Source organism: Psychrobacter sp. (assembly GCF_030454045.1).
Classification (GTDB): domain Bacteria; phylum Pseudomonadota; class Gammaproteobacteria; order Pseudomonadales; family Moraxellaceae; genus Psychrobacter.
This window is the reverse complement of sequence record NZ_JAKDJE010000013.1, coordinates 1-21562: the sequence shown is the minus strand read 5'-3', so window position 1 is coordinate 21562 and position 21562 is coordinate 1. Positions and strand designations below refer to the sequence as shown.

19 protein-coding genes are annotated in these 21562 nt (G+C 38.5%); 17 read left to right on the top strand and 2 right to left on the bottom strand.

From position 1 onward, the window contains the following. The first annotated feature begins 1 nt into the window (after position 1). The 11 genes from traC (at position 2) to L0G63_RS13685 (ending at position 14336) form a co-directional block, all read left to right on the top strand. The gene (traC, locus tag L0G63_RS04175) at positions 2-2656 is read left to right on the top strand and encodes a type IV secretion system protein TraC (RefSeq protein WP_301449500.1); all 2655 of its coding nucleotides are present in this window, start codon (positions 2-4) and stop codon (positions 2654-2656) included. After that, positions 2653-3306 (top strand): hypothetical protein, encoded by a 654-nt coding sequence (locus tag L0G63_RS04170; protein ID WP_301449499.1) that lies wholly within the window; start codon positions 2653-2655, stop codon positions 3304-3306. The genes traC and L0G63_RS04170 overlap by 4 nt, the downstream gene beginning before the upstream one ends. After that, on the top strand, positions 3303-3872 hold the full coding sequence (lepB, locus tag L0G63_RS04165) for a signal peptidase I (protein ID WP_301449498.1): 570 nt from the start codon (positions 3303-3305) through the stop codon (positions 3870-3872). The genes L0G63_RS04170 and lepB overlap by 4 nt, the downstream gene beginning before the upstream one ends. A gap of 25 nt (positions 3873-3897) precedes the next feature. Next, complete coding sequence (gene traW / locus L0G63_RS04160; protein WP_301449497.1) at positions 3898-4545, top strand: type-F conjugative transfer system protein TraW; 648 nt, start codon at positions 3898-3900, stop codon at positions 4543-4545. Next, positions 4542-5558 carry a conjugal transfer pilus assembly protein TraU gene (gene traU, locus L0G63_RS04155; RefSeq protein WP_301449496.1) on the top strand — a complete coding sequence of 339 codons (1017 nt, stop codon included), beginning with the start codon at positions 4542-4544 and terminating at the stop codon, positions 5556-5558. Before traW ends, traU begins: the two co-directional genes overlap by 4 nt. Continuing rightward, positions 5555-6292 (top strand): type-F conjugative transfer system pilin assembly protein TrbC, encoded by a 738-nt coding sequence (gene trbC, locus L0G63_RS04150; RefSeq protein ID WP_301449495.1) that lies wholly within the window; start codon positions 5555-5557, stop codon positions 6290-6292. Before traU ends, trbC begins: the two co-directional genes overlap by 4 nt. Continuing rightward, positions 6292-8394, top strand: coding sequence for a conjugal transfer protein TraN (traN, locus tag L0G63_RS04145; RefSeq protein ID WP_301449494.1), 2103 nt, complete (start codon positions 6292-6294; stop codon positions 8392-8394). The genes trbC and traN overlap by 1 nt, the downstream gene beginning before the upstream one ends. Next, on the top strand, positions 8384-9310 hold the full coding sequence (locus L0G63_RS04140) for a conjugal transfer protein TraF (RefSeq protein ID WP_301449493.1): 927 nt from the start codon (positions 8384-8386) through the stop codon (positions 9308-9310). The genes traN and L0G63_RS04140 overlap by 11 nt, the downstream gene beginning before the upstream one ends. After that, positions 9311-10711: a conjugal transfer protein TraH gene (locus L0G63_RS04135; protein WP_301449492.1), complete on the top strand. Its 1401-nt coding sequence runs from the start codon at positions 9311-9313 to the stop codon at positions 10709-10711. 14 nt (positions 10712-10725) lie between these two features. Next, positions 10726-13920: a conjugal transfer protein TraG N-terminal domain-containing protein gene (locus L0G63_RS04130; RefSeq protein ID WP_301449491.1), complete on the top strand. Its 3195-nt coding sequence runs from the start codon at positions 10726-10728 to the stop codon at positions 13918-13920. 62 nt (positions 13921-13982) lie between these two features. Continuing rightward, positions 13983-14336: a peptidoglycan amidohydrolase family protein gene (locus L0G63_RS13685; protein ID WP_367618353.1), complete on the top strand. Its 354-nt coding sequence runs from the start codon at positions 13983-13985 to the stop codon at positions 14334-14336. Positions 14337-14434: 98 nt separating this feature from the next. Here L0G63_RS13685 and L0G63_RS04125 read toward each other — a convergent pair whose 3' ends face one another. Next, on the bottom strand, positions 14435-14764 hold the full coding sequence (locus L0G63_RS04125) for a hypothetical protein (RefSeq protein ID WP_301449490.1): 330 nt from the start codon (positions 14762-14764) through the stop codon (positions 14435-14437). A gap of 9 nt (positions 14765-14773) precedes the next feature. Next, positions 14774-15028, bottom strand: coding sequence for a hypothetical protein (locus tag L0G63_RS04120; protein ID WP_301449489.1), 255 nt, complete (start codon positions 15026-15028; stop codon positions 14774-14776). A 104-nt stretch (positions 15029-15132) separates the two neighbouring features. On the opposite strand from L0G63_RS04120, the gene L0G63_RS04115 reads away from it, so the two are divergent. The 6 genes from L0G63_RS04115 to L0G63_RS04090 all read left to right on the top strand — a co-directional run bounded on the left by L0G63_RS04115 (position 15133) and on the right by L0G63_RS04090 (position 21350). Beyond that, a complete protein-coding gene (locus L0G63_RS04115) occupies positions 15133-15555 on the top strand; it encodes a hypothetical protein (protein WP_301449488.1) in 423 nt (140 codons plus the stop codon). A gap of 419 nt (positions 15556-15974) precedes the next feature. Beyond that, complete coding sequence (locus L0G63_RS04110; protein ID WP_301449487.1) at positions 15975-17516, top strand: hypothetical protein; 1542 nt, start codon at positions 15975-15977, stop codon at positions 17514-17516. After that, positions 17513-17788: a hypothetical protein gene (locus tag L0G63_RS04105; RefSeq protein ID WP_301449486.1), complete on the top strand. Its 276-nt coding sequence runs from the start codon at positions 17513-17515 to the stop codon at positions 17786-17788. The genes L0G63_RS04110 and L0G63_RS04105 overlap by 4 nt, the downstream gene beginning before the upstream one ends. After that, on the top strand, positions 17785-20028 hold the full coding sequence (locus tag L0G63_RS04100) for a DNA topoisomerase (protein WP_301449485.1): 2244 nt from the start codon (positions 17785-17787) through the stop codon (positions 20026-20028). Before L0G63_RS04105 ends, L0G63_RS04100 begins: the two co-directional genes overlap by 4 nt. A gap of 12 nt (positions 20029-20040) precedes the next feature. Beyond that, positions 20041-20391: a hypothetical protein gene (locus L0G63_RS04095; protein ID WP_193009151.1), complete on the top strand. Its 351-nt coding sequence runs from the start codon at positions 20041-20043 to the stop codon at positions 20389-20391. Positions 20392-20705: 314 nt separating this feature from the next. Beyond that, on the top strand, positions 20706-21350 hold the full coding sequence (locus L0G63_RS04090) for an N-6 DNA methylase (protein WP_301449484.1): 645 nt from the start codon (positions 20706-20708) through the stop codon (positions 21348-21350). Positions 21351-21562: the final 212 nt, after the last annotated feature.

Genomic DNA, 21562 nt, shown 5'->3' with positions numbered 1-21562 from the left:
TATGCAAGATACCTTAGATAAAGTTTATAAAAAAACAAAGAATGTATTTAATAACTTCTTTGCTACCAACCTAGATATAAATAATAAAAAGTATGCGACAGAAGATGAGGTATCAGGATTAAGAGAAACTTTTGGTATTAATGAAGTGTTGCCTTATGAGCTGCATGATGAAAAAACAGATTTGTTTTATACAGACGACAGCTTGGCGTTTTGTTTGGAGGTTCAACCACAATCAGGGGCAGACGATAGTATTATTACACGACTAAATACGATGTATTCAGTTATCGAAAAGAATTACGGTATGCAGTGGTGCATGATCGGAAGCTCTTCAATGGAAGATGACTTTAACGATTATGTAGATATCAGAAGTAAAGTTGAGAATAGTAGTAGTGGAGACTTATTTGTACAGTTAGCAAAACAGAAGGTTAACTACATAAAGAAGTCGAAAGGAAAACCGCTATTTACAGGCTCTAATTATAGCATAAAGAAAAATACATTATTATTAAGTTTTTCAATAAAAGGTAATATTTATGATAGAGAAAAAGTTGAAAATGTTATAAACTTAAGAGAAAACATTATCTCTAATTTAAAGTCAGCTCAATTTAATAGTATTCATTTAAAACCTATTGGATTGGTCAGAATATTAAGTATGTTGATAAACCCAAACTCAATGTTTCATGAAGACGTAGTTTTAGGGAATATAAAGTTTGATATGGGAAAGTTGATCAAAAATCAAATTTTAGATTTTGGATCAGTAGCAACAGTCAATAGCAAAGAAATTGTTTTTGGTGAGTTGGCAGAAAATACAGATGATGAATACAGTTTAGAGAAAGACGAGAGAATATCAGCAAGAACGCTTGGCATGAAGAAATACCCAAAATATAAAGTGCTATGGCAGATGGAAAAAGCAATTGGTGATTTTTTCAATAACACGCTTCAATATCCATGTCCTTATATTATAACAATGGGTGCTTACTTCATTGATAGAAACGAAGCTGAAAACAAGGTGATGGTGAAGTACACAAGGTCAAAAGAGAACGCTAGATCACCAATGGCCAAGTGGCAGCCTGAACTTGCTGAACAAGCCAAAGATTGGGCTTATGTACATAAGGCGCTTGAAGCTGGGGGTACAATTTGCGAGGTATATCATACAGTAACCTTGTTTGCTCCAAGAAATAAGCTGAACCAGTATGAGCAAGTGGTAGCCAACCTTTGGTCGTCTATGGGGTTTAGATTATGCGGTCTTGAAACAATACAAATGCCAGCATTCTACAGCAGCTTACCCTTAACCTTTAATGGCGATTTACGAGACGACTTAAAGAAATTAGGTTTGATCAGCACGAAAACCACAGTAAACGCAGTAGATATGTCACCTATCATTGGTGAGTGGAGTGGATTAGGTCAAAACAAGGTGCTGTGTTATTTCGGCAGAAAAGGGAATCCAGTATTTTTAGATTTATTCGCTAACACCGCAGGTAATTATAATTTATTCGTAACAGGCGCTTCAGGATCAGGAAAAAGTGTTTTGTTAGGTGATTTGATTATGGCTTACCGAGGGGTTAATGCTCAGGCATACGTTATTGATAATGGGCGCTCATTTAGAAATATCGTAGAAAGAAGTGGAGGCATTTTCCTAGATTTTGATGGAAGAACGCCTATCTGTATCAATCCTTTTAGTTGGATTACAGGTGCAGAAGATTTTGAAAAAGAACTTGAAATGTTAGTGCCTATTTATTCAAGAATGGCATCCTCAGATGAACCGCTTAGACCATATCCAAAAGCCTTGTTAAGAGAGGCGATCAGTAGCGCTTATTATGCGTCTGTTAACGGTATGGAAGTGGTGCAAGATAATGGAGAAATTATCAAGTACCAGCCTGAACGTGCAGATGTTGATGTTGTTATTAATATGCTAAAGCTTATGAGAGATGAAAAAGGCGATTATGACCGAGAAGCGTTTAGGCTTGCCAAACAGCTTAGTCCATATTCATCAACAGGCAACTATGGCAAGTTTTTCAACGGTGAGGCTAACCTAGAGCTAGATGGGGATATGGTGGGGTTGGAGCTTGAAGAATTAAACAGCTTTAAAGATCTCAGAAAAGTGGTGGTGCTTACCCTAATTATGCGAATTACCGCACAGATGTATTTATCAAGAACTCGAAAGAAAATTATGGTCATTGATGAAGCATGGGATTTATTAGGTGATGACGATGACGCTGCAAACTTTATTGAAGAGGGTTACAGACGTGTGCGTAAGTATGGTGGCATTTTCTGTATTGGCACACAAAGTATTCAAGATGCCGCTTTAAATAAGGCTGCCGCCGCCGCATTTGCAAACGCTGATTGGAAGATGTTCTTACGTCAAGATTTAGATAAGTTAGAACAAGCCAAGAAAGAATCTATCATTGCTTTAGATGATACAAAGTTTAAGTATCTTGAATCATTGCAAACGATACAAGAAAGATATGCCGAGGTTCTTATCACAAGCCCTATGGGTATGAATATAGTTAGACATGTGGCAGACCCATATAGCCTACTATTATCAGCGTCAAATGCGCTTGTGTACAACGAAGTACAAGAGCTACGTGATGAAGGCGTAGATACTAAAGATATTTTAAACATCATGGCGCAAAGGCGTGGAATGGAGGTTATTGAATGAGCGACAAAGAAGAAAATCTAGTAGAAGTTGGCCGTGATTCATACGAGCAATCGAAACAGGATGGAGATAAAGACGAGCTAAAAGCTGAATTTGAGCAATGGAAGACTGAAAAAGCGAAAAGAGAGGCAGAAGACCAGCAAAGAATTACCCTCGATGAAGAGGTGGTCATGGTAGAGGAAGTTACAAAAACGACTCCTAAAAGCAATGAAGCTAAAGAAGATGTTGTTGAAAAAAAGGTACTGACAAAAAAGGAGAAGCTTAAGAGAAACTGGCTTTCAGAGAGTATGTTAAATGGAATGTTACTTGTTTTTATGTCAGCCCTTCTCACTTTGGTTTGTTTAGCGCCTGTAGGCTATCTGATGTACAAAAAAGTGCCAAAGCCTATCGGAATTATTGATGTTCAAGAAATTGTTAATGAAAACCAAAGGGATATCGTATCGGCATTTAGTAACTCAGAGTATATCAGTGAGCAGCAAAAAGTGGATTCCTTGAACAAAGCTCAAATGTTCACAGCAAAGTTAAATAAAGCGGTGGAAGAAGTATCAGAAGAGTGTGGTTGCGTACTTATCAATAAAGCGGCTGTGTTAACAGAAGCAAAGTCTAATGTAATGGTGGACTATACAGACACGGTAAGGAACAAGGTTAAGTGATTATTTATCAAGAGAATGGCAACAAATACATTTTAGGCTGCAAGCTAAGTAAAGCAAATGCCATCTTTCTTTTTATCGGATTTATGCTGTGTGCGGTCATCTATATGGCGGCCAGCAGCAAAAGGTTTGAGATTGATTGGAACTTAACTGAAAGTTTGCCCCAAAAGTTTTTTGTTGTAGATAACAAGAAAACACCAAAAAAAGGCGATTATGCCGCCTTTAATTACTATACAACCGCTGGTTTAAGTCAATGGGATATAGAGCGCGGTTTTTTAGATGAAAGAGGAAGAAGATTCACTTTCATTAAGAAAATTGTAGGGGCAGAAGGGGATGTGGTAAGTGTCAAGGGTCGAGAGGTATTTATAAACAACAAGCTTGTTGGTAGAGCGAAAACCAATGCTACAGCAGATAACCGCGAGCTTTACCCGATAAAAGAGTTGGGAGTAATACCAAAAGGCAAATACTATTTTAAAGCACCACACCAAGACAGTTACGATTCAAGATATTCAGAAATAGGCTTAGTAGATAAAAGTGAAGTTAGAGGAAAAGCTTATGGCTTCTTCTAAAAGATAATATAAAAGGTGGGTTGTAATGAGTGTGTATTCAAAAATATTACCAATATTAACCGTTATTTTATTTGCGTCAACGCAACAAGTGAGCGCTAAGGATTTAGGGGTTATTGGTAAGACATATCAGATCAAAGAACAAGATGCCGTTGAGCAGATTAAAAAAAAGCTGATGGTAATGCAAGAAAATGGTGAGCTTGAAAAACTAAAAGACAAAGCGATCAAAAAAAGCTTGCACACTTTAAAAAATCCAAAGCCTAATGATTCGATAACAACCGCAAAGAAGCGCAGTCAAACGCTTCATAACCCTACAAAAACATATGACGAAGCAGTAACAGATGACGAAGGTAGAATACTTCTAGCGGCAGGATCTAAAGTCAATCCACTAGATTATATGTCGCTTTCTAAGAAGATAATATTTTTTGACGGTAGAGATAAGGAACAAGTCAAAGCGGTTAAAAAAATGGTCAAGCAGCAAGGCGCAAAATTAAAACCAGTATTAATAGCAGGAAGTTGGTTTGATATAAGTAAGGCGTGGGGGCAGCAAGTTTATTTTGACCAAGGCAGTTACTTGACCGCGCAATTCAACATTAAAGAAGTGCCAGCGATAGTAAGTCAGGAAGGGAAGTCTTTAAAGATTGAAGTAATACCAGCTAAGGATTTAGGCAAATGAAGTGGTTATTAGCAGTGTTTTTGATGGTAACGTCTGTAATTTTCGCCCCAGCCAATGCAGCAGGTGGAAAGTGTGTAGGTAAGTTTGCTAACCCTATAACGGATATTTGTTGGAGTTGCATATTCCCTTTAACCATTGGTGGCCATAATTTATATAGAGGTGGTCAAGAAGATAATGAGAACCCAAGCGATATCTTATGCTCATGCGCTGTACCACCTATTATCGGTATTCAAACAGGATTTTGGGAGCCAGTGAGACGATTAGACGTGACAAGAAAACCGTATTGTTTAGTGTCTCTTGGTGGACTGGAATTGGATTTAGGGTTTAAAGCGCCTGAAGGTGAAGTCAGAATCAAAGAAGATGGAACAAAAAATTCATTTTGGCAAGCCCACTGGTACGCAGATCCACTTCTTTATATCTTAGATATTATGGTAGAACACCCATGCGTAGAGACAGGCGATTATGACGTGGGTTATATGACTGAGATTGATCCATTATGGGATGATGATGAACTAAGCGTGTTGTTGAACCCTGATGTTTTCTTACTTAGTAATCCTTTAGCAGTGGCAGCATGTGCAGGAGATTGTGTTAAATCAAGTACAGGATTTGGCTCAAATAAGCTGTTTTGGTGCGCTGGGTGTAATGGGGTCATGTACCCGATGAATGGCCGTGTAGGGTCGCATGTGTCGCTTGTACAAGCAAGCTCATTGGTTGCTCAAAGAATGACGGCAAAGATGCACAGACAGCTACTTACTCACGGTACAGCAGGAGAGAAAGGGTTGTGTGGTGCATACGTCCAACCAATTATGCAAAAAGACCAATATAAATACACTATGTTATATCCAGTACCACAAACCAAAAAGAAAGGCAGTAGTGAAGATAGCAAATGCTGTCAGCCATTTGGTAGAACAACTTCTGTTATGGGCGCTGGTAGAAGTTACCCATATAAAGGTGAAGACTTCTCTTACGAATTATTTAGAAAGAAAAATTGCTGTTTGGGGCCGATATTATGAAGCATAAATACTTAAAATTGACAAGTGGTTTACTTGCGTCTGCTATAGCAATAGCGCTTACCGCAAATGCAGAGACGTTTTTTAGTGAAGGTAGTGGTAACACCAAAGAAGTAATACAAGACAGCGAGATATTTAAAAAAGAGCTTGGGCGTATCAATAAAGAAAAAAACGCAATGCTAAATGGTTTAAATACCAAACAAGTTGCACCCGATGTAGAAAACCTCAATCAAACAGCGCCACAGGTAGATATAAGTAATTTTGAGGGCATTGATATTGATGCTATTGCTCAAAAATACGAACGAACTGAACAGCAAATACAGGCTGGTGAGAGAGTTTATATTTTTGTGACCTTAGATATGCCTAAAAGCACCCTTAGAAAATTAGCGCAGGACGTAGCAAAAGTCGATGGGGCGTTAGTATTAAGAGGTTTTTATGATGGTAGCCTTAAAAAAACTTATGCAAGAATTGGGGAGCTAGGTTTAAAAAGCGGCAACATCCAAGTGAACCCCGATGCCTTCAAAAAATACAAGATTGATAAAGCACCGTCATTTGTATTGGTTAAAAAGCTTGGAATGTATGAAAGCCTTGATTTAGATGGTTGTGCTATCCCTGAAGACTATATAAAAATTAGTGGCGATGTGTCACTAGATTTTGCATTAGAGAAAATGGAAGCTTCTGTAGAAGACGCTACTGAAAAAAATATGATTAAGAAGCAATTAAACAGGTTGGCATAATGAAAGCTATTTCAATATTTGCATTAGCAATGTGCGTTGTAATGACCTTAATAACCTTGGTGAGTTATGCCGATGACGGTATAAGACAAGGTAAAGATTTAGGTTATGCGTCATTAGGTGGTGTGAGAGAGACGGTAAAAGAAGGCGCTGCATCACAAACTACTAATGTGATATTTGATCATAGCAATACTTATTTTTATGACAAAGATTTAAGTGAAGCGCAAAGAGCAGGTAATTCAAAAGTGGGGAATTGTGAGCGCGTCTTAAACAAGCAAGTGGCTTCTACCCCAAAGCAATATGCAGAGTGCGAAGCCATTTATTTCTCAGCTAAAAATAAGGATTCAAGGCCAATTTATGAGATAGACCGCGACAGAGATCCTTTAATTGTTAACTCAAAAAAGACCATTGAAGATGCTGACGCTGGTGATTCATCAACAGGTACATTTTGTAGAGTAGTAAGAAACGTAACCCCAGCAATCTATGAAGAAAAAAGTTGTATGTCAACGCTAGCGCCTTTTCGTGAGTCTTCTGAGAGTTGTACAGTGAGTAAAGAGAAAGTTTGCAAAAACTCAGGAGGCAATTATAACTATGCAGAAGGTGGTATTGATATTAGTGAGGATATGGAGGCAGTAACAACGCCTCATGAAATATGGCTTGGTAACTATCATTGGAATACGATAACACTACCAAGTAGCATAAATATGGGTAGTCAGAGTTTGTTGATAACATTAAATCCAAATTATAGTAAACAAGGTGGGGCGGTATATAAGGCAACTTATAAGTTCAATATAAAGAATTACAAAGATCTTCCAAAAGCAATATTTACGCATGGCCATGTAGATGACGGTATAAAACTCTATGTTAACGGCAATCATTTATACACGCATGGCTGGGGTAGCAGAAAACGATGGGATATTAGACCCAATCTCAATATCTTAAACAGCCTAAAAGAAGGTGAGAATGAAATAATAGTAGAACTTTATAATCATAGTGGGAGAACAGGATTTAGCTTGTACTTTGATATACCAGTCGCTAGTGATTGCAGTATAGAGACAAAAACCACATGCACACCGCGCCAACAAAATGAAAATGTATGCACCGTAGTTTCACAAACTTGCACTAAAAAAGACTCTAATAACCAGTGTGTAGAGTATAAAAAAGAATTGATGTGTGGCGATGATAAAAAATGGGTTAGTGAATGCAGCAAAGATGAATTGAAAGGTTGTGGTCAAATTTCTAGCGTATGCACTAACAAAGATGCAAGTGGTAAATGTTTAACCTATGAGCAAAAGTATAGATGTGAAAAGCAAAGTGAGCAAGTTGTTGAAACAACAGAATGTGAAGAAAAACTGTGCGAAGGAGACAACTGTATAGGTAGAGAAGCTGAAGAAGATGGGGATTTTGGATCAGCAATCTCTATGATGGAAGTACAAAGACAAGCTGGGGTTTATGGTAAACAAGCCGATGGAAGCTACAATATTTTCAAAGGTGAAGGTGGTGAGTGTACCGTTAAAGTATTAGCTGGCCATAGTGTTATGAGTTGCTGTAAGACCATCGAGACAGGCGATAAGTTTCAAAACAGAATACAGGGTGCGAATCAGACTGAGAATTATGGTAATGAGCCAAATCAGCCAATCACCACAAGTAAAGGTAGTCAGTATGTTTATGATGAAGTGTTTGATACTGATAAAACAGTAGCTCAAGTGCAATCAGCTCTTACAGGAGGATGGTTGTCTTGCACGAAAGACGAGGCGGCATTAGGAGTTAAGCGCGGTAGCAACCTTTGTTTTCAAACAGGCGAGAAATGTACCAAGAAAACATTTTTCGGATCATGTTTAGAAAAGACACGCTCATATTGCTGTTTTAAATCGACATTAGCTAGAATTATTAATACCGAAGGGAGAAGGCAGCTTGGTAAAGGGCAAGGCTGTGATGGATTCACCTTAAACGAGCTTGAAAGACTAGATTTTTCTCAGATGGATTTTTCAGAGTTTATTAATGAGATTGTACCAACAGATATTAATGTTGATCAGCGCAAAAAAGAAATCACCGACAAGGTAAACGATAATTTTTCAGATAGGGTTAGTTACTATGATCAATAAATTTTTACTAAGCAGTTTACTAGGTGGTTTTCTGCTAGTAGGTAGTAGTGCCTATGCAACAAGTTCTTTTAACTATCCTTCTGTTTGGCAATGCGATCAAGTTAAAAAAAATTGGTATTGTGACGAAGAAATTTTAAAAAAACAAAGACAAGAGGCCATAGCTAAGGCGCAAGAAGAAAAAGCACAATTTGAAAAAAGTAAAAATCAAAAAGTGCCGCCTATGGCTTCTGAAGCATACAAGGCAAATGCTTCAAATGAGCCTACAGAAGCGCCTAAAACAGCCGCTACACCACCCAAAAAGAAGTTAGAAAGCTTGGAGGATGTAAAGTCGGCTGAAGACCTTAGAGAGCTTCTAAAGGCCAAAGAAGACAAGGCTATTATGATGCCAACCGAAGAGAACGTAAAAGATTATTTGGAGGTTTGGCAGGTCACGCAAGAAAAAGCATCTATGTTTGCGGATCAATGGCAGCGTGTAGTGTGGAAAAATCCGAAGCTAGATTACTCTATTGAGCATCCTACTTCTACTTTTGGGCTTAATATTAAAAAAGAAGAAAAAGCTGTGCTAAAGGATTCAGCGATGCAAGACATAGCGCAAAAACACGGCATCATCTTTTTCTTTAGAAGTGATTGCCCATATTGCCATGCAACATCAAAAGTTATTAAAGAAATGGAGCAGCGTTACGGATTAGAAGTAGTAGCAGCAACATTAGATGGTGGTGGCTTGCCTGAGTACCCAAACTATAGAGACGGTCGAAAACTAGGGAAAGAGTGGGGTGTAGATGTTGTACCAGCGCTATTTATTGCTGATAAGGAAACGGCAGAACACGCGCCAATAGGTTTTGGTGCTATGTCAATGAGTGAGATAGTAGATCGCATGTACCAATTAACCAATGTAAGCGTGGGTGAGGGATTCTAAATGAAAATGTATATCAAAGCTTTAGTGACCAGTATTGCCGTAATAACTTGCGTCAACGCAAATGCTTCAGAAATGGATAATGTTTTTGATGATCTAAATGCCAATGTTGGAAACCCAACAGTGCTAAAAACACAAACAATGAATTACTATCATGGCGGAAATTTAACGACAAACTCACCAGTTAAAAGCTATAACTTAGCGTCAGCTTCAGCGCCAACGGTTAGTGCTGGATGTGGCGGTATTGATTTACACATGGGCGGTTTTTCTTTTATTAGTAAAGATCAGTTTGTATCACTACTTAGGAATATCGGCTCAAATGCACTAGGTTATGGTTTTAAAATTGCATTACAAAATATATGCCCTACATGCGAAAACGTCATGACCTCGCTACAAAATACAGCGGATAAGATTAATCAATTTAATATCAATTCTTGTCAAGCTGCTAAAGGTGTAGTAAATGCTACAGCCAATCAAATATGGGATACGCAGTATGATACCAAGGCGATAGAATGGGGGTCTGCTGATGGTATTTTTAGCGATGCAGTGGAAGCCTATAGAGAAATCAAGGGCGCGGCTACTGGTACAAAAAGAGCGGATGTTGCGAGAAACGCTGTCGCTAATAATCCAGCTCGTGAAAATGAGCTACCTTACGGTAATGTAACATGGGATGCTTTAAAAAGCTTAGGGGCTGATCAAAGAACTAAACGGCAAATTATGGGGTTAGTAGGCACTATTATTTTTTATGAGGATGGTAGGTCTGTATATATAGCACCAAGCGAGGATTTATCAATAGGCAAGCTATTATCAACAAGACAGACAATACTTATGCCGATGCCAACGTGTGATGGTAACGACTATGTTGATTGTATGGGCGTAAATATGAACGCCAAAGAAAATACCAAAACCTTTCATACAATGGTTATGGAAAAGATGAGAAAAATATCAAGAAAAATCAGTTTAAGAGAGGATTATGGTGCAGAGAAAGACGATATATTAAGCTTTATATCAGCCACAGAACTACCTATTTACAAAATAGTGGCATTGGGTAGCTCAATAAATGATACAGCAGTAGCAGAGAACCTAATGGCTCAATATAGTACCTTGATCGCTGCTAAATACGCTAAAAGTTACATTGAGATGGTGGCCAAAAACACAAGAAAGGCGCTAGAAGCAGAGCAGCAGAATTTAGATAACGCTGGTAAAGTTGAAGCAGTTGAAAAGCTCTTAAATCGTATTGCAATGATTGAGAGTAACTTAGACTCGGATATAGCGACAATTTATAGATCAGCGAGAAGCACGATGGAGATTGCAGATCAAATTAGGCATTTAGAAGCGACAGTAGCAAGTAGCTTATCTACACCGATATACTCATCATTAGAGTATGGAAACAACCTAAAATAAGAGGATATTCAAACGTGCTGTTATCTACCATAGTTATTGAAACACCTTTTGATCCGCAATATATGTATATCGCGTTTAAATATGTTGGTGATATTTTTGGATCAAGCTCTTGGGTGAGCCTGATCAGAACCTTTATGCTGATTGCGCTAATTAGTGGTTTGATATCGGCTGTAGCGTTTAGAAAATATGATTTTATCCAGCAATTTTTAATCACACTGGTATTCACAACAATACTAGCAATACCAGTTAATGACACACTGGCTTTTAAACGATCAGACACAGAACGTATTTGGACGACAAGCAACAGCGAAGCCCCTTTTTTATTGGTTGAGGCTTTTAAGCTTGTTAATGACGTAACAAAATGGTTTACGATCAAAGCAGGGGCGAACCTTAGCAATCCGACATATTCAGGTATGTTTGATGCAGGAATAGGTAGCCGCGCCAATATTTTAAGAAACAGCCTAGAAGTAGCCTTTGAAGATCCTGAAGTAAGATCTGATTTAACACAATTCATTAAAGAATGTGCGCTTTATGATATTCGTGATGAAGTCTATACCATTCGTGATATTAAGAATAGTTCAGATGGGTTTGATCTTATTTTGAAAAACACGTCACCAGCAAGATTTGTCACAGTGAAATCATTAAGTGGATCAAGCGATCTTAAAACCTGTAAAGATGCAGGAATATATCTTAATAGCAAAATGGACTCTGAGGCACTTAAAAACATCGAAGAAAAAAGCAAACTATTTTTCTACAAGAATGATAATTACAGCGGTAACTTTGCTGAAACCATGTATAAAATTGCGGTAGAAGATACCTACCAAAGTCAGCTAAATATCAATGAAAACGTCACTAAGATCATGCGCCAAAATATGTTTAGCTACATGATGGAAGTTAGCGGCTCAGATATGGCGCGTATGCTAAAAGATCCTTCAATGGCAGAAAGTGCAGCAATTCACATGGGGGTCGCTCGATCAGCGAAAAAGGCAGCGTTTCAACAAAGTGTCGTGGCACAGCTTGGGCGCGAAACACTACCAGCGATGGCCAGTTGGTTTGCTGTTATTTTAATCATGCTTTTTCCATTTGCAGCACTCATGTTTATTGTCGGTAATTTGCAAACTTCTATACAAGCTATTAAGGGGTATTTTTTAACGCTTTTTTGGATATGTTTGTGGCAACCTATATTTGCAGTGATTGATCAATTAGGAAATTGGGAGCTTCACAGGCAGTTATTAAAAACCAATGCCGCAGGAGGCGGTGGCGTACCTTTTGGCTATGTTCACACGGTATATGACAGCCTAATTAACAACCACAGCCTTGTAGGATGGATGATCATGTTAACCCCAGTGATTGCAGGGGCGGTAGCATGGAGCAGCTACAGAGGGCTTTCAGGCATGGCTAATGGTGCATTGGCTCAGTATCGAGGGTCAACATCTTCTGTGGGTAATGAAATGGCTGATGGCAACCTAAATATGGGAAATACAAATTTAGGAAATAAGAATGTAGAAAATTCAAGTTATAACAATAGTAATGCCAATAAAATGGATCATGATATTACATCTTTTGCAGGTGGGAGTGTATCAAGAGATGGTGCAGGCAGCACCATGATGAGTTATCAGGAAGCAGCGTTTAGAAAGCATGAGCATTCAGATGATGTTTATGGTGAGTACAGTAGCAACAAGTCTTCATCAAAAGATGATTCTATAGCCGCTTCAGCAACAGGCAGAGGGGAGATTAGCAATAGCAAAAACTTCACGTCTGGCCAAACAGCTACGCAAGGCTCAGTTTATGATAAAGCAAAATATGAAGATAGCTCAGTATCAGTATCTCAAAATGAAGAAGTTGGAAGTACAGCTTCACAGAGAATAGGGCATGAAAGCGGAACAACTAATACTGATAGTAGTAACAATACAATAAGTAATAGTAAAAATAGAACACAGCAAGCAGCAAGCCACGTTAGCGCTGGTGCAGGTGTTAATGCTGGATTGGGTGGTGGTGTTAGTTCAGGTGGTGGACGTGGTGTTGGCCTTAGAGATACAGAAGGGAATCAAGGTGTTCAAGGCGGCGGTCAAGGCGGCGGCGGTGGCGGTCGTGGCAGAGGCGGTGTTAACTTAGGAATGAGTGGAAATCTAAACACTGGTGTCACGGCAACTGCATTTGGTAATACAAGTGTAGGTGAGAGCGATGAAAGAAGCCTAGGCACTACTCAAACTGATTCAAGATCTCAGGGAAGTAGTTACGAACAATCAGCGAGAAGAGGAACATCAAGCTCAGATAGCGATCAAACAGGCAATTCTCAGAGACTTACAGATAGCTCAGGATGGAGAAAAGAGGTTGGTAGTCAAGAGACGACTTCAGCCAATTCAAGTATGAGCAGTGAACATGCGGCAAGTTCAAGAGTATCAAGCCAAGATAGTATGTCGCGGATTCAGAACCTTAATAACCCTGAACAAATATCAAGAGCGATGGATCAGTTATCTGTTAATAGAGATAATGAAGCTTACCTAAATCAAATCCTTGCAGACAATGGTTTTGATAGCCGTGAAGATTATGAACGTCGCTTAAGTACAAGTCCTACAGATGCCTTGGCTGTTCAAGATGAAGTAAGACAATTTTACTTCTCAGATCAGAGTGCAGCGCTGGGCGCAGCTTCAGGAAATACCTCACCGTCAGTTGGCGGTAGTCCATTGAGTAGTAGTGCTAATAACTCAATAGGGCAGTATAGCAATGAAGGGGATAGATTGATCAGTACAGGTGGCGATGCTGTGAACCAGTCTATAGGGCAAAATCAATCAAAAGGAAGTAGCTTTCAGCAATTAAGTTTTGGGGCAGGAGCGCAAGCAGCCCAAAACAATATTACTGGCGGTATGCAGCAAAAAAGAGACGGTGTAGGTGCTTTAAGTGATACAAGGTCAGGTAGAGCAGATGGGATATTAGAAGAAAATAAACCACTACAAAACAGAGGGAATCAAACAACTACTGAAGCGGCTTACTTAGTAAATGAACGTACAGGAAACGTATTTAATGCTATAGAAAATGCGCCTAAAAACATTGCTGAAACTGGTCAAAACATAGTGGATGCTGGAAGAGGTATGGTTGATAGTGTTATAGATACAGCCAAAGAAAGCCAAAAAAGTGGTAGCGGCTGGATTGGCTCAAATCAAAACTGGGGAGATCTCAGTGGGAGTGATGAAGCAAAAAAGCCGTAGGTGGTGCGTCAAGAGGCGGTGGCGCATCACAAGGAAGTCAGGCAGATAAGGCGGCAAGTTATATCACAAGAAATTCGTTGGGGAGTTCGTCAGGCTATTGTGCAAGGTATGTTAGAAAAGGGCTGCAATCTGCTGGTTATAAGTTTGATCAACAGAGACATGCTTATCAGTACCATACAACAGGGCAAATGAAAAAAATGGGTTTCACCCAAGTACCAAGTGCTGATGCAATGAAGAACCCAAAAAGGGGCGATATTGTGGTATATGGTAAATCGAGAGGGCACAACTCAGGCCATATCCAAATGTATGATGGCAAACAATGGGTATCAGATTTTAGGCAGAAAACTCACTTACCTTGGAGTCATGCAGCAAGTGGAGGTGTCTTTTACTATAGAGATATGAATAGTCAAAAGTGAATTAAAAACACTACATGTAGTAGCGACCGCAGCTGATCGACATACTACATGTAGTGTTAGTTTGGCCACCGCAGAGTACAAGATGTAGTGTTGAGTGACTAACGATGATGGTTAAAAGGTGGTGTGTTGGGATTGGTTATATCATAGATGTATGGAGAGCCGCAGTTACCATTATAAGGAGCGTACAAAAGAGGTTGATCCCCATAATCCCTAGTGTTGTCAATTTTGTTTTTATTGCCAGTGACAAACAGAATGCAGCATAAAATTTCGATAGGATAAAAGACCGCGACAACCCAGCCATACCATGACCAAAAATCAGCATTGCCAAAAGACATGCCGTTATTGTAGAAGGGTATCAAGAAAAATAAGATTGCAATCTTAATACCTGATAAAAAGGGATGGTGTGTAACTGGATTTTGAATACGCATATAATTACTCTAAGTTTGTTTTTCTATAATTATAGTATGCCCACTTTTATAAGGGTATGCAGAAACAACCCGATAACCAAGTTGATATAACTCATAAACCGTAAGGGATTGACCTTTTTGTATATTAGCACAGCGGTAAACAGCACTATTAGCTTGACTGTGCGACATGCAAGTATCGCCTTCCAGAGCAGCATGAGAAGGCGTAGATAGAGCAAATAAAACAGGAAGAGCGACTAGGGCAGACATGATTTTTTTAGTAAGCATTTTTGTTCCTTAATGTTTAATAGAGGTAAAGTAGATATATAATGTTTTATTATAAATATTATATAGCATAATTTAGTTAAATAATCTAGTAAAAAGAGGTGATTATGGAAAATGAAGATATAGAAGCTGTGGTAAGAGAGCCAGCACCAAAAAACGCATTAGATCAAAGTTTGACGGAGCATGGCGAAGCAAAAGCAGCATTAGAGTCTATTGAGAGCCGAGAACCTGAACAAAAGATACTACATAATATCATGCTCAAAGAGGGCGATGGTAAAGAGGTGGTAGGGCAAATAGTCTATAAAGACCGAAGTAATGGCATCGTGCAAACCAGTAAGAATGTAGGCTACAGATTTGATGCAGAAGTCATGGAAGGTCATGAGATCAATGAGCGCGTGGCGGTGGTGATGGTTGGAGATAAAGAAAAAGCGATAACTGAGAGTGAGTACAATAGAAATCGTGAGAATGAAAGAGCTTTAGCAGTTGAGGTTGATAATGACGCAGCAGCAACAAGCCATTTGGATATTTAAGCTCAAAATGTTTTTAACAATTTAAAAGGTTTTATGTTGTGGATTTAAGCTTGATCGTGTATGATTAACTTAATAAAAAACAAGCCCACTGATACGAATACCAATGGGCTTGTTGCTTAACATTCAATCTGTAGAATAAATTGCAGTGCCAACCAAAATTTATTCTAAACAACCAGTAATATAAACGGCTGAACACAGTTCACTAAATTCACTATTAAGATAATGCCTTAGTCAGAGGCTTAATAGTTAGTTAGTTAGTGTGCCATTACTGATAATTGCAATTCTATTATAATTATCTAATCAATGCAACTGTGTACTTATTTATAAAATGAGTTATTAGCCGTTTATCAAGTATTTTCGTAAATCATTTTAAGAAAATAAATGATTATTTACTGATAAATAATGGACTAATGATTGTTATGAGTGCATTCCCTCAAAAACGAATCAGTGCTACAAACGATTTCTACGACTTCATTCACCCCACGAAACGCATGGAAACAGTGATACTATGGGATAAAACCCGTAGTAAAGGGGCTTGGACATGTGTTGACCCAAAGGAAGATATTACGAACCTCCTTGATGGTCTGAATTATATGACGGATATTTACTTTTCTCCTAACGAATTTTACAAATGGAGACTAGGGAAAAACCTTAGAAGATTAACCAGTTTTTATGTAGATGTTGATTGTAGGAATTTAGATAATCTTAGCAGTAGCGATTATAACGATTATATTATTAATGTACTTCAAGACACACTCAAAAAAATTGATGATCTTAATATTCCTAGTCCTAACTGTGTGGTTTATACAGGCAGAGGGTATCATTTATATTGGAGGTTTGAGCCAGTAGGGGCTAAATGCTTACCTAGATGGAAAGCGGTTATGAAGCGTTTGATCGAGGTAATAGATAACGCTGATCCAGCGTGTACAGATGCCACTAGGATGATGCGACTACCAAACACGTATAACAGCAAGAATGGGGCGCTTAGTGATATCGGTTTTTTATGTGATGATTATTACACGTTTGATGATTTGTGCAATCAGATTTTACCGCACACAAGATCTGAGATTAGAGACTTTAGAGCAGCTAGGGCGAAGCGCGGCTTAGAGATAAAGAAAAAAACAGCAGGTCAGCGCGGTAGAGGGAGTATATACGAGCGTTGGTATCTAGTTTATCAGGATGTTCAGAAGTTGATCGTTCACCACTTTACCAAAAATAAAAGTGAATCAGTGCCAGAGGGTATGAGAGACAGGTTATTATTCCATGCAGCAAACGCCCTTAGTTGGTTTACCCATAAAGAAGCGCTAGAGAGCGAGGTTAAAGAGCTTGCAGCAAAATATTTTGGATCGTTAGAGTTGTCAAAATGCTTGGCTTACTGTAGTAGCGTATTAAAACGCGCATCGAACACAAAAGCAGGTGAGGAAGGGGAGCTTAGGTATAAATACAAAAGTGAAACCCTATACGATGAACTGCAAGACTTGATTCCCAGTGAGCTTAGAAGCCACATGAGAGCGCTTGTGTCATCCAGTATGCGTAAAGATAAGAAAGCAGCCGCACAACGCGCCTATAGGCAAAATAGAGGCGCTGTAAGTCGCTCAGAGTACCAGTCCAACATGGAAAAGCGCAAACGTGAAGCTGAAAAACTTGCAAAGCGTGGAATGACCAAATCTACAATAGCAGAAAAATTAGGCGTGTCACTATCGACCGTTAAAAATTATCTAAGAAAAATTGTAGCAAAACCAACCATAAAAGAAGTGGGGGCAAGAGAAAAAAATCAGGGGTCAAAGTCCGTTTCTTTGTATAGTGGGCGAAGCCCTGAGCTTTTTGTGAGTGTCAGTGTGGCTTATGTGGTGGGCTGTCTTCAGTATGCGCGGCTTTGCTTCTTCCCCCTAAACAAATCAAAAAAGAAAGCCGCTTGCCCAGCAGGGCAGCGGTATAGCCAAATCCTTGACTCTTCTTGATGGTGATTATTTATTGGTGGTGGCCAGTGCGTTTAAGATTTTTAATTTTACTTGAACTTGTGGTGGTGTTGCTTTTAGCGTTTCTTGCTAGAAATGAGTTTTCTTATGGCAAAGTGGTTTCAATATTTTTATGCTGTGGTATAGGTTTTTTGATCTATTACCAAGCACATTCGATAAGCGAGGGCGGTTACAGTTATCGTATCGCTTTTTGCTACAAACTTATTGGTGCTGTTTTGGTCGCGTTTTATCTGAGTGTGGGGATTGATTTATGAATATCAAGGAGTTATACATTACTGAGAAGCCAGCGGTAGCTAGGGCTGTGGTTGAGGCTTTGGAAGGTAAATTTAGTAAGCGTCACGGTTATTATGTAGATGACAATGGTGTGGCTGTAGCGTGGTGTATTGGCCACATGTTGCAATTATTAGAGCCTGAAGACTATGACAGAAAGTTGAAGGCGTGGTCTTTTGATAGCTTGCCATTATTTTTCAGTGACTATAGACATAAACCTAATCCAAAACTTAAAGAAAACCTTGATGTTATTGAAGGTCTTCTGAAAAAAGCAGAGACGGTGATACATGCTGGTGATACGGACGATGAAGGCCAGTTGCTAGTTGATGAAATATTAAGGTTCTATGGTTATAAAAACCCTGTTTATCGAGTTTTGATTAACGACAATACTAAGTCTGTTGTTAAAAAGGCTATTGCGAAAAAAGAATCTAATGAAAAGTTTGAACATTTGGGGTGGCGAGCTGAAGCAAGGTCACTATCTGATCTTCTTTTTGGTTTCAACTTAACAAGGGCGTACACTCTAAAATCACAGGCTGAAGGTGGTGAAGGGGTTATATCTGTAGGGCGTGTGCAAACGCCAATTTTAGGTTTGGTGGTGAGAAGAGATAGGCTAAATAGTGGTCATAAAAAGCAATATTACTACGATTTGTTATCTAAAATAAGTGCGAACGGCTACGATTTTATATCGTCTTTTAAGGGCTATAGTAATGAGTTAAATGAAAAAATAGCTAATAATCAATCAGAGTATTCAGAATTAATAAAGGATGACAAAGGTAGGTTTGTTGATAAGGCGCAATTAGTAAAAATAGGCAAGGCATGTAAAAATAAAGTGGGTATCATAAGTGATTTTTTAGAAAAAAAGGAAGAAAAGTCAGCGCCTCTTCCTTATAACCTAAATAAGTTGCAGCAGGACGCTAACCAAAAATGGGGGTATAAACCAAAAGACGTTGTAAAGATAACGCAAGAATTAAAAGATACCCATCAACTGATAACTTACAATAGAAGCGATTGCCAATATCTTAGCGATGAGCAATATGAGAATGCAGATGAGATCATTAAGGCTGTGGCTCAAAATGTAGAAGGGTTATTTCAAGAACAGGTGAAAAAGGCAAATCCCCAACTTAAAGGAAGAGTGTTTAATAGCGCAAAGGTGGGAGCGCACCATGCTATTGTACCCACTCATACCACTGCAAATTTAAGTAAGCTCACAGAGCAACAAAGAAACATCTATTTGATGATAGCAAAGCTTTATATAGCTCAATTTTACCCAAGCTCAGTGTACATAAAGAAAAAAGCAGTAGTCAATATTGATGGTTTTTTGTTCAACGCTTCATCAAGCACTAGGGTTAGTGATGGATGGGAAGCACTTTTTTCCAAAGAAAAAAATAGCGACCCCAAAGACGAAGATGAAGAGTATATGACAGGCTTAGACGGTATTAGTAAAGGGCTGTCTTGTGAATGCGTAGGGCTGAAGCTTAATAACAAAGAGACTAGGCCACCACCACATTATACTGTTAAAACGCTACTGTCTGATCTGACTCGCGTAGCAAAGTATGTGAAAGATCCAAGGCTTGCAAAAGTGCTAATAGAAAAGGATAAAGATAAAGATAGTGAAAATGGTGGGATTGGCACTTCTGCTACAAGACACGTAGCATTAGACACCTTATTTGAAAGAGGTTTTTTAGTAGAAGAGGGTAAGAAAGTTGTCAGTACAAATAAAGGCCAAGCGTTTTATGACAAGCTTGATGATAAAATAAAATACCCTGATATGAGTGCAATATGGGCTGAAAGGCAACTCAATATTAAAGACAGAAATGACGTTATAAATTTCTCTAAGCAAATGATGAAAGAGGTGGTTATACCTGAGATCAAAAAAATCAAAGGTAGCATTAAATACTACAAATGCCCGAAATGTGATAGAAACATGGTAAGACATGTAGGTGTAAAAGGTACTTTTTGGGGGTGCAGTGGTTACAACGATAAAGAAAACCAGTGTACACATTCAATGGATGACGAGGACGGAAAACCGATTGCTAGAAAGCCCAAGGCAAACGATAAACCAGCCAAAAGAACAAAGTTTGATTGCAAAGCTTGTGATGGTAAGTTGGGTTACAAGAAAGGGAAAAAGTCTTATTACTTTGAATGTATGAATCAAGATTGTAGGCAGAGATATTTCAAAAGCAAAGAAAGTAAGACACCTGACTATGAAAACCCACCTAAATAGGGATTGCTGGATATGAAACTAACAATATATAAAAATGATATAAATAGCAGCAGCATGGAGACAGCTTTAAATCATGAATTTGGAGTTGAAAAAGTCAAGTCAAAAGACATAGAGTTTTTGGGTTTCGTGGTTTGGTGTAATGATAAACTGGGGTATTTTTCCCAACCAAAAAAAGGTAAGGAAAAAGAGTTTGATAGTAACTTTGAAAGTGCTTTAGTTTTTAAAAATAAACAGGTTGCTATAAATGCACTGCTAGAATCTAGCAAGAATGGAAGCGTTTGTGTGTCATACATTGAAGATGGTACAAGAAGTATAGTTGTGCTACTAGATAGTAGTGATTTCAAAAAACAAGTTTGCTACTAACGCCCTTCGGTTGTTGGGTCAGTTATTAAGCTTGATAACGAAAAGATGTTATCAAGCTTAATAACTCGACCTTCATGTAACTTTACAGATAGTTGGTAATGGATACACTACATATAGTAGCGACCGCAGCTGATCGACATACTACATGTAGTGTTAGTTTGGCCACCGCAGCGCACAAGATGTTGTGTTTTAGAGTGAATAAGAGATATTTTTATTGCAAAAGTTAGTCATATTATATATAATTGTCTTACAAGGTCGGCAAGGTGCTGACCTCGCTAATCACAAGCGTTTAATGTGGTAATAGGACTGTTAATATGCAAAAGAGAATTATAGGACTGCTACAAGGCGTAGCGCAGCATAAGAATAGGCATAGGGTTTTCGAGGATTTTATTACGATAGTAGCAGTATGCTTACACAATCAAAAAGCTTGGTTTGATAAGAAAAGAGAAGAAGAGTACCTAAAGGTCTTTAACAGTTACCATAAGAGCGATCAGGAAGCGTTTACAGAGGCTTTTGGGTTATTGGTCATGGAGCTAGGGGTAGAGCCTAAAGATGTTCTAGGTAGTATTTATATGAGCATGGAGCTAGGCGATAGCAGGAACGGTCAGTATTTTACGCCTGATAATGTTAGCTATTTAATGGCACAATTTCATTTAGGCGATATTTATAACGATTTGAAAGATAAAGACTATATATCTTTGAGTGACCCAGCTTCAGGATCAGGAGGGATGATTTTAGCGGTAATAAAAGGAATGTTGGAAAAAGGGTTTAATCCATCATCAAATATTTGGGTTCAAGCCACAGATATCAGTAGGGTTGCGGCATTGATGTGTTATATTCAATTATCATTATGGGGAGTACCAGCACAAATAATAGTAGGAAACTCACTTAGCTTGGAAGTTAGGGAAGTATGGAATACACCTATATTTTTACGTGGCGGTTGGATTTACAAGCAATAAGCTAATAAATTAAAAGGTATTTGATTAAAAACCAGTAAGAGGTTACTGGTTTTTTTTGCTTGGTTGCTGTGAGCAAGTAATAAAGTTTCATACTAGTTTTAAGGTTGGAGACCATCCCAGATTCTGTGTAACTGCCATTTAGATTAAATGCTTACTAATACGATCATCAAACATAATCATAAAGCGATTCAGAGCAGACGTCCAGTTACGGA

Bases quoted from the DNA above. Each gene is read 5' to 3' on its own strand.
- L0G63_RS04095 (WP_193009151.1), top strand. From the start codon at position 20,041: ATGAAACTAACAATATATAAAAATGATATAAATAGCAGCAGCATGGAG.
- trbC (WP_301449495.1), top strand. From the start codon at position 5,555: ATGAAGCATAAATACTTAAAATTGACAAGTGGTTTACTTGCGTCTGCT.
- L0G63_RS04100 (WP_301449485.1), top strand. From the start codon at position 17,785: ATGAATATCAAGGAGTTATACATTACTGAGAAGCCAGCGGTAGCTAGG.
- L0G63_RS04125 (WP_301449490.1), bottom strand. From the start codon at position 14,764: ATGCGTATTCAAAATCCAGTTACACACCATCCCTTTTTATCAGGTATT.
- L0G63_RS04115 (WP_301449488.1), top strand. From the start codon at position 15,133: ATGGAAAATGAAGATATAGAAGCTGTGGTAAGAGAGCCAGCACCAAAA.
- L0G63_RS04135 (WP_301449492.1), top strand. From the start codon at position 9,311: ATGAAAATGTATATCAAAGCTTTAGTGACCAGTATTGCCGTAATAACT.
- L0G63_RS04170 (WP_301449499.1), top strand. From the start codon at position 2,653: ATGAGCGACAAAGAAGAAAATCTAGTAGAAGTTGGCCGTGATTCATAC.
- traC (WP_301449500.1), top strand. From the start codon at position 2: ATGCAAGATACCTTAGATAAAGTTTATAAAAAAACAAAGAATGTATTT.
- L0G63_RS04120 (WP_301449489.1), bottom strand. From the start codon at position 15,028: ATGCTTACTAAAAAAATCATGTCTGCCCTAGTCGCTCTTCCTGTTTTA.
- L0G63_RS04090 (WP_301449484.1), top strand. From the start codon at position 20,706: ATGCAAAAGAGAATTATAGGACTGCTACAAGGCGTAGCGCAGCATAAG.
- L0G63_RS04140 (WP_301449493.1), top strand. From the start codon at position 8,384: ATGATCAATAAATTTTTACTAAGCAGTTTACTAGGTGGTTTTCTGCTA.
- L0G63_RS04110 (WP_301449487.1), top strand. From the start codon at position 15,975: ATGAGTGCATTCCCTCAAAAACGAATCAGTGCTACAAACGATTTCTAC.
- traN (WP_301449494.1), top strand. From the start codon at position 6,292: ATGAAAGCTATTTCAATATTTGCATTAGCAATGTGCGTTGTAATGACC.
- traW (WP_301449497.1), top strand. From the start codon at position 3,898: ATGAGTGTGTATTCAAAAATATTACCAATATTAACCGTTATTTTATTT.
- traU (WP_301449496.1), top strand. From the start codon at position 4,542: ATGAAGTGGTTATTAGCAGTGTTTTTGATGGTAACGTCTGTAATTTTC.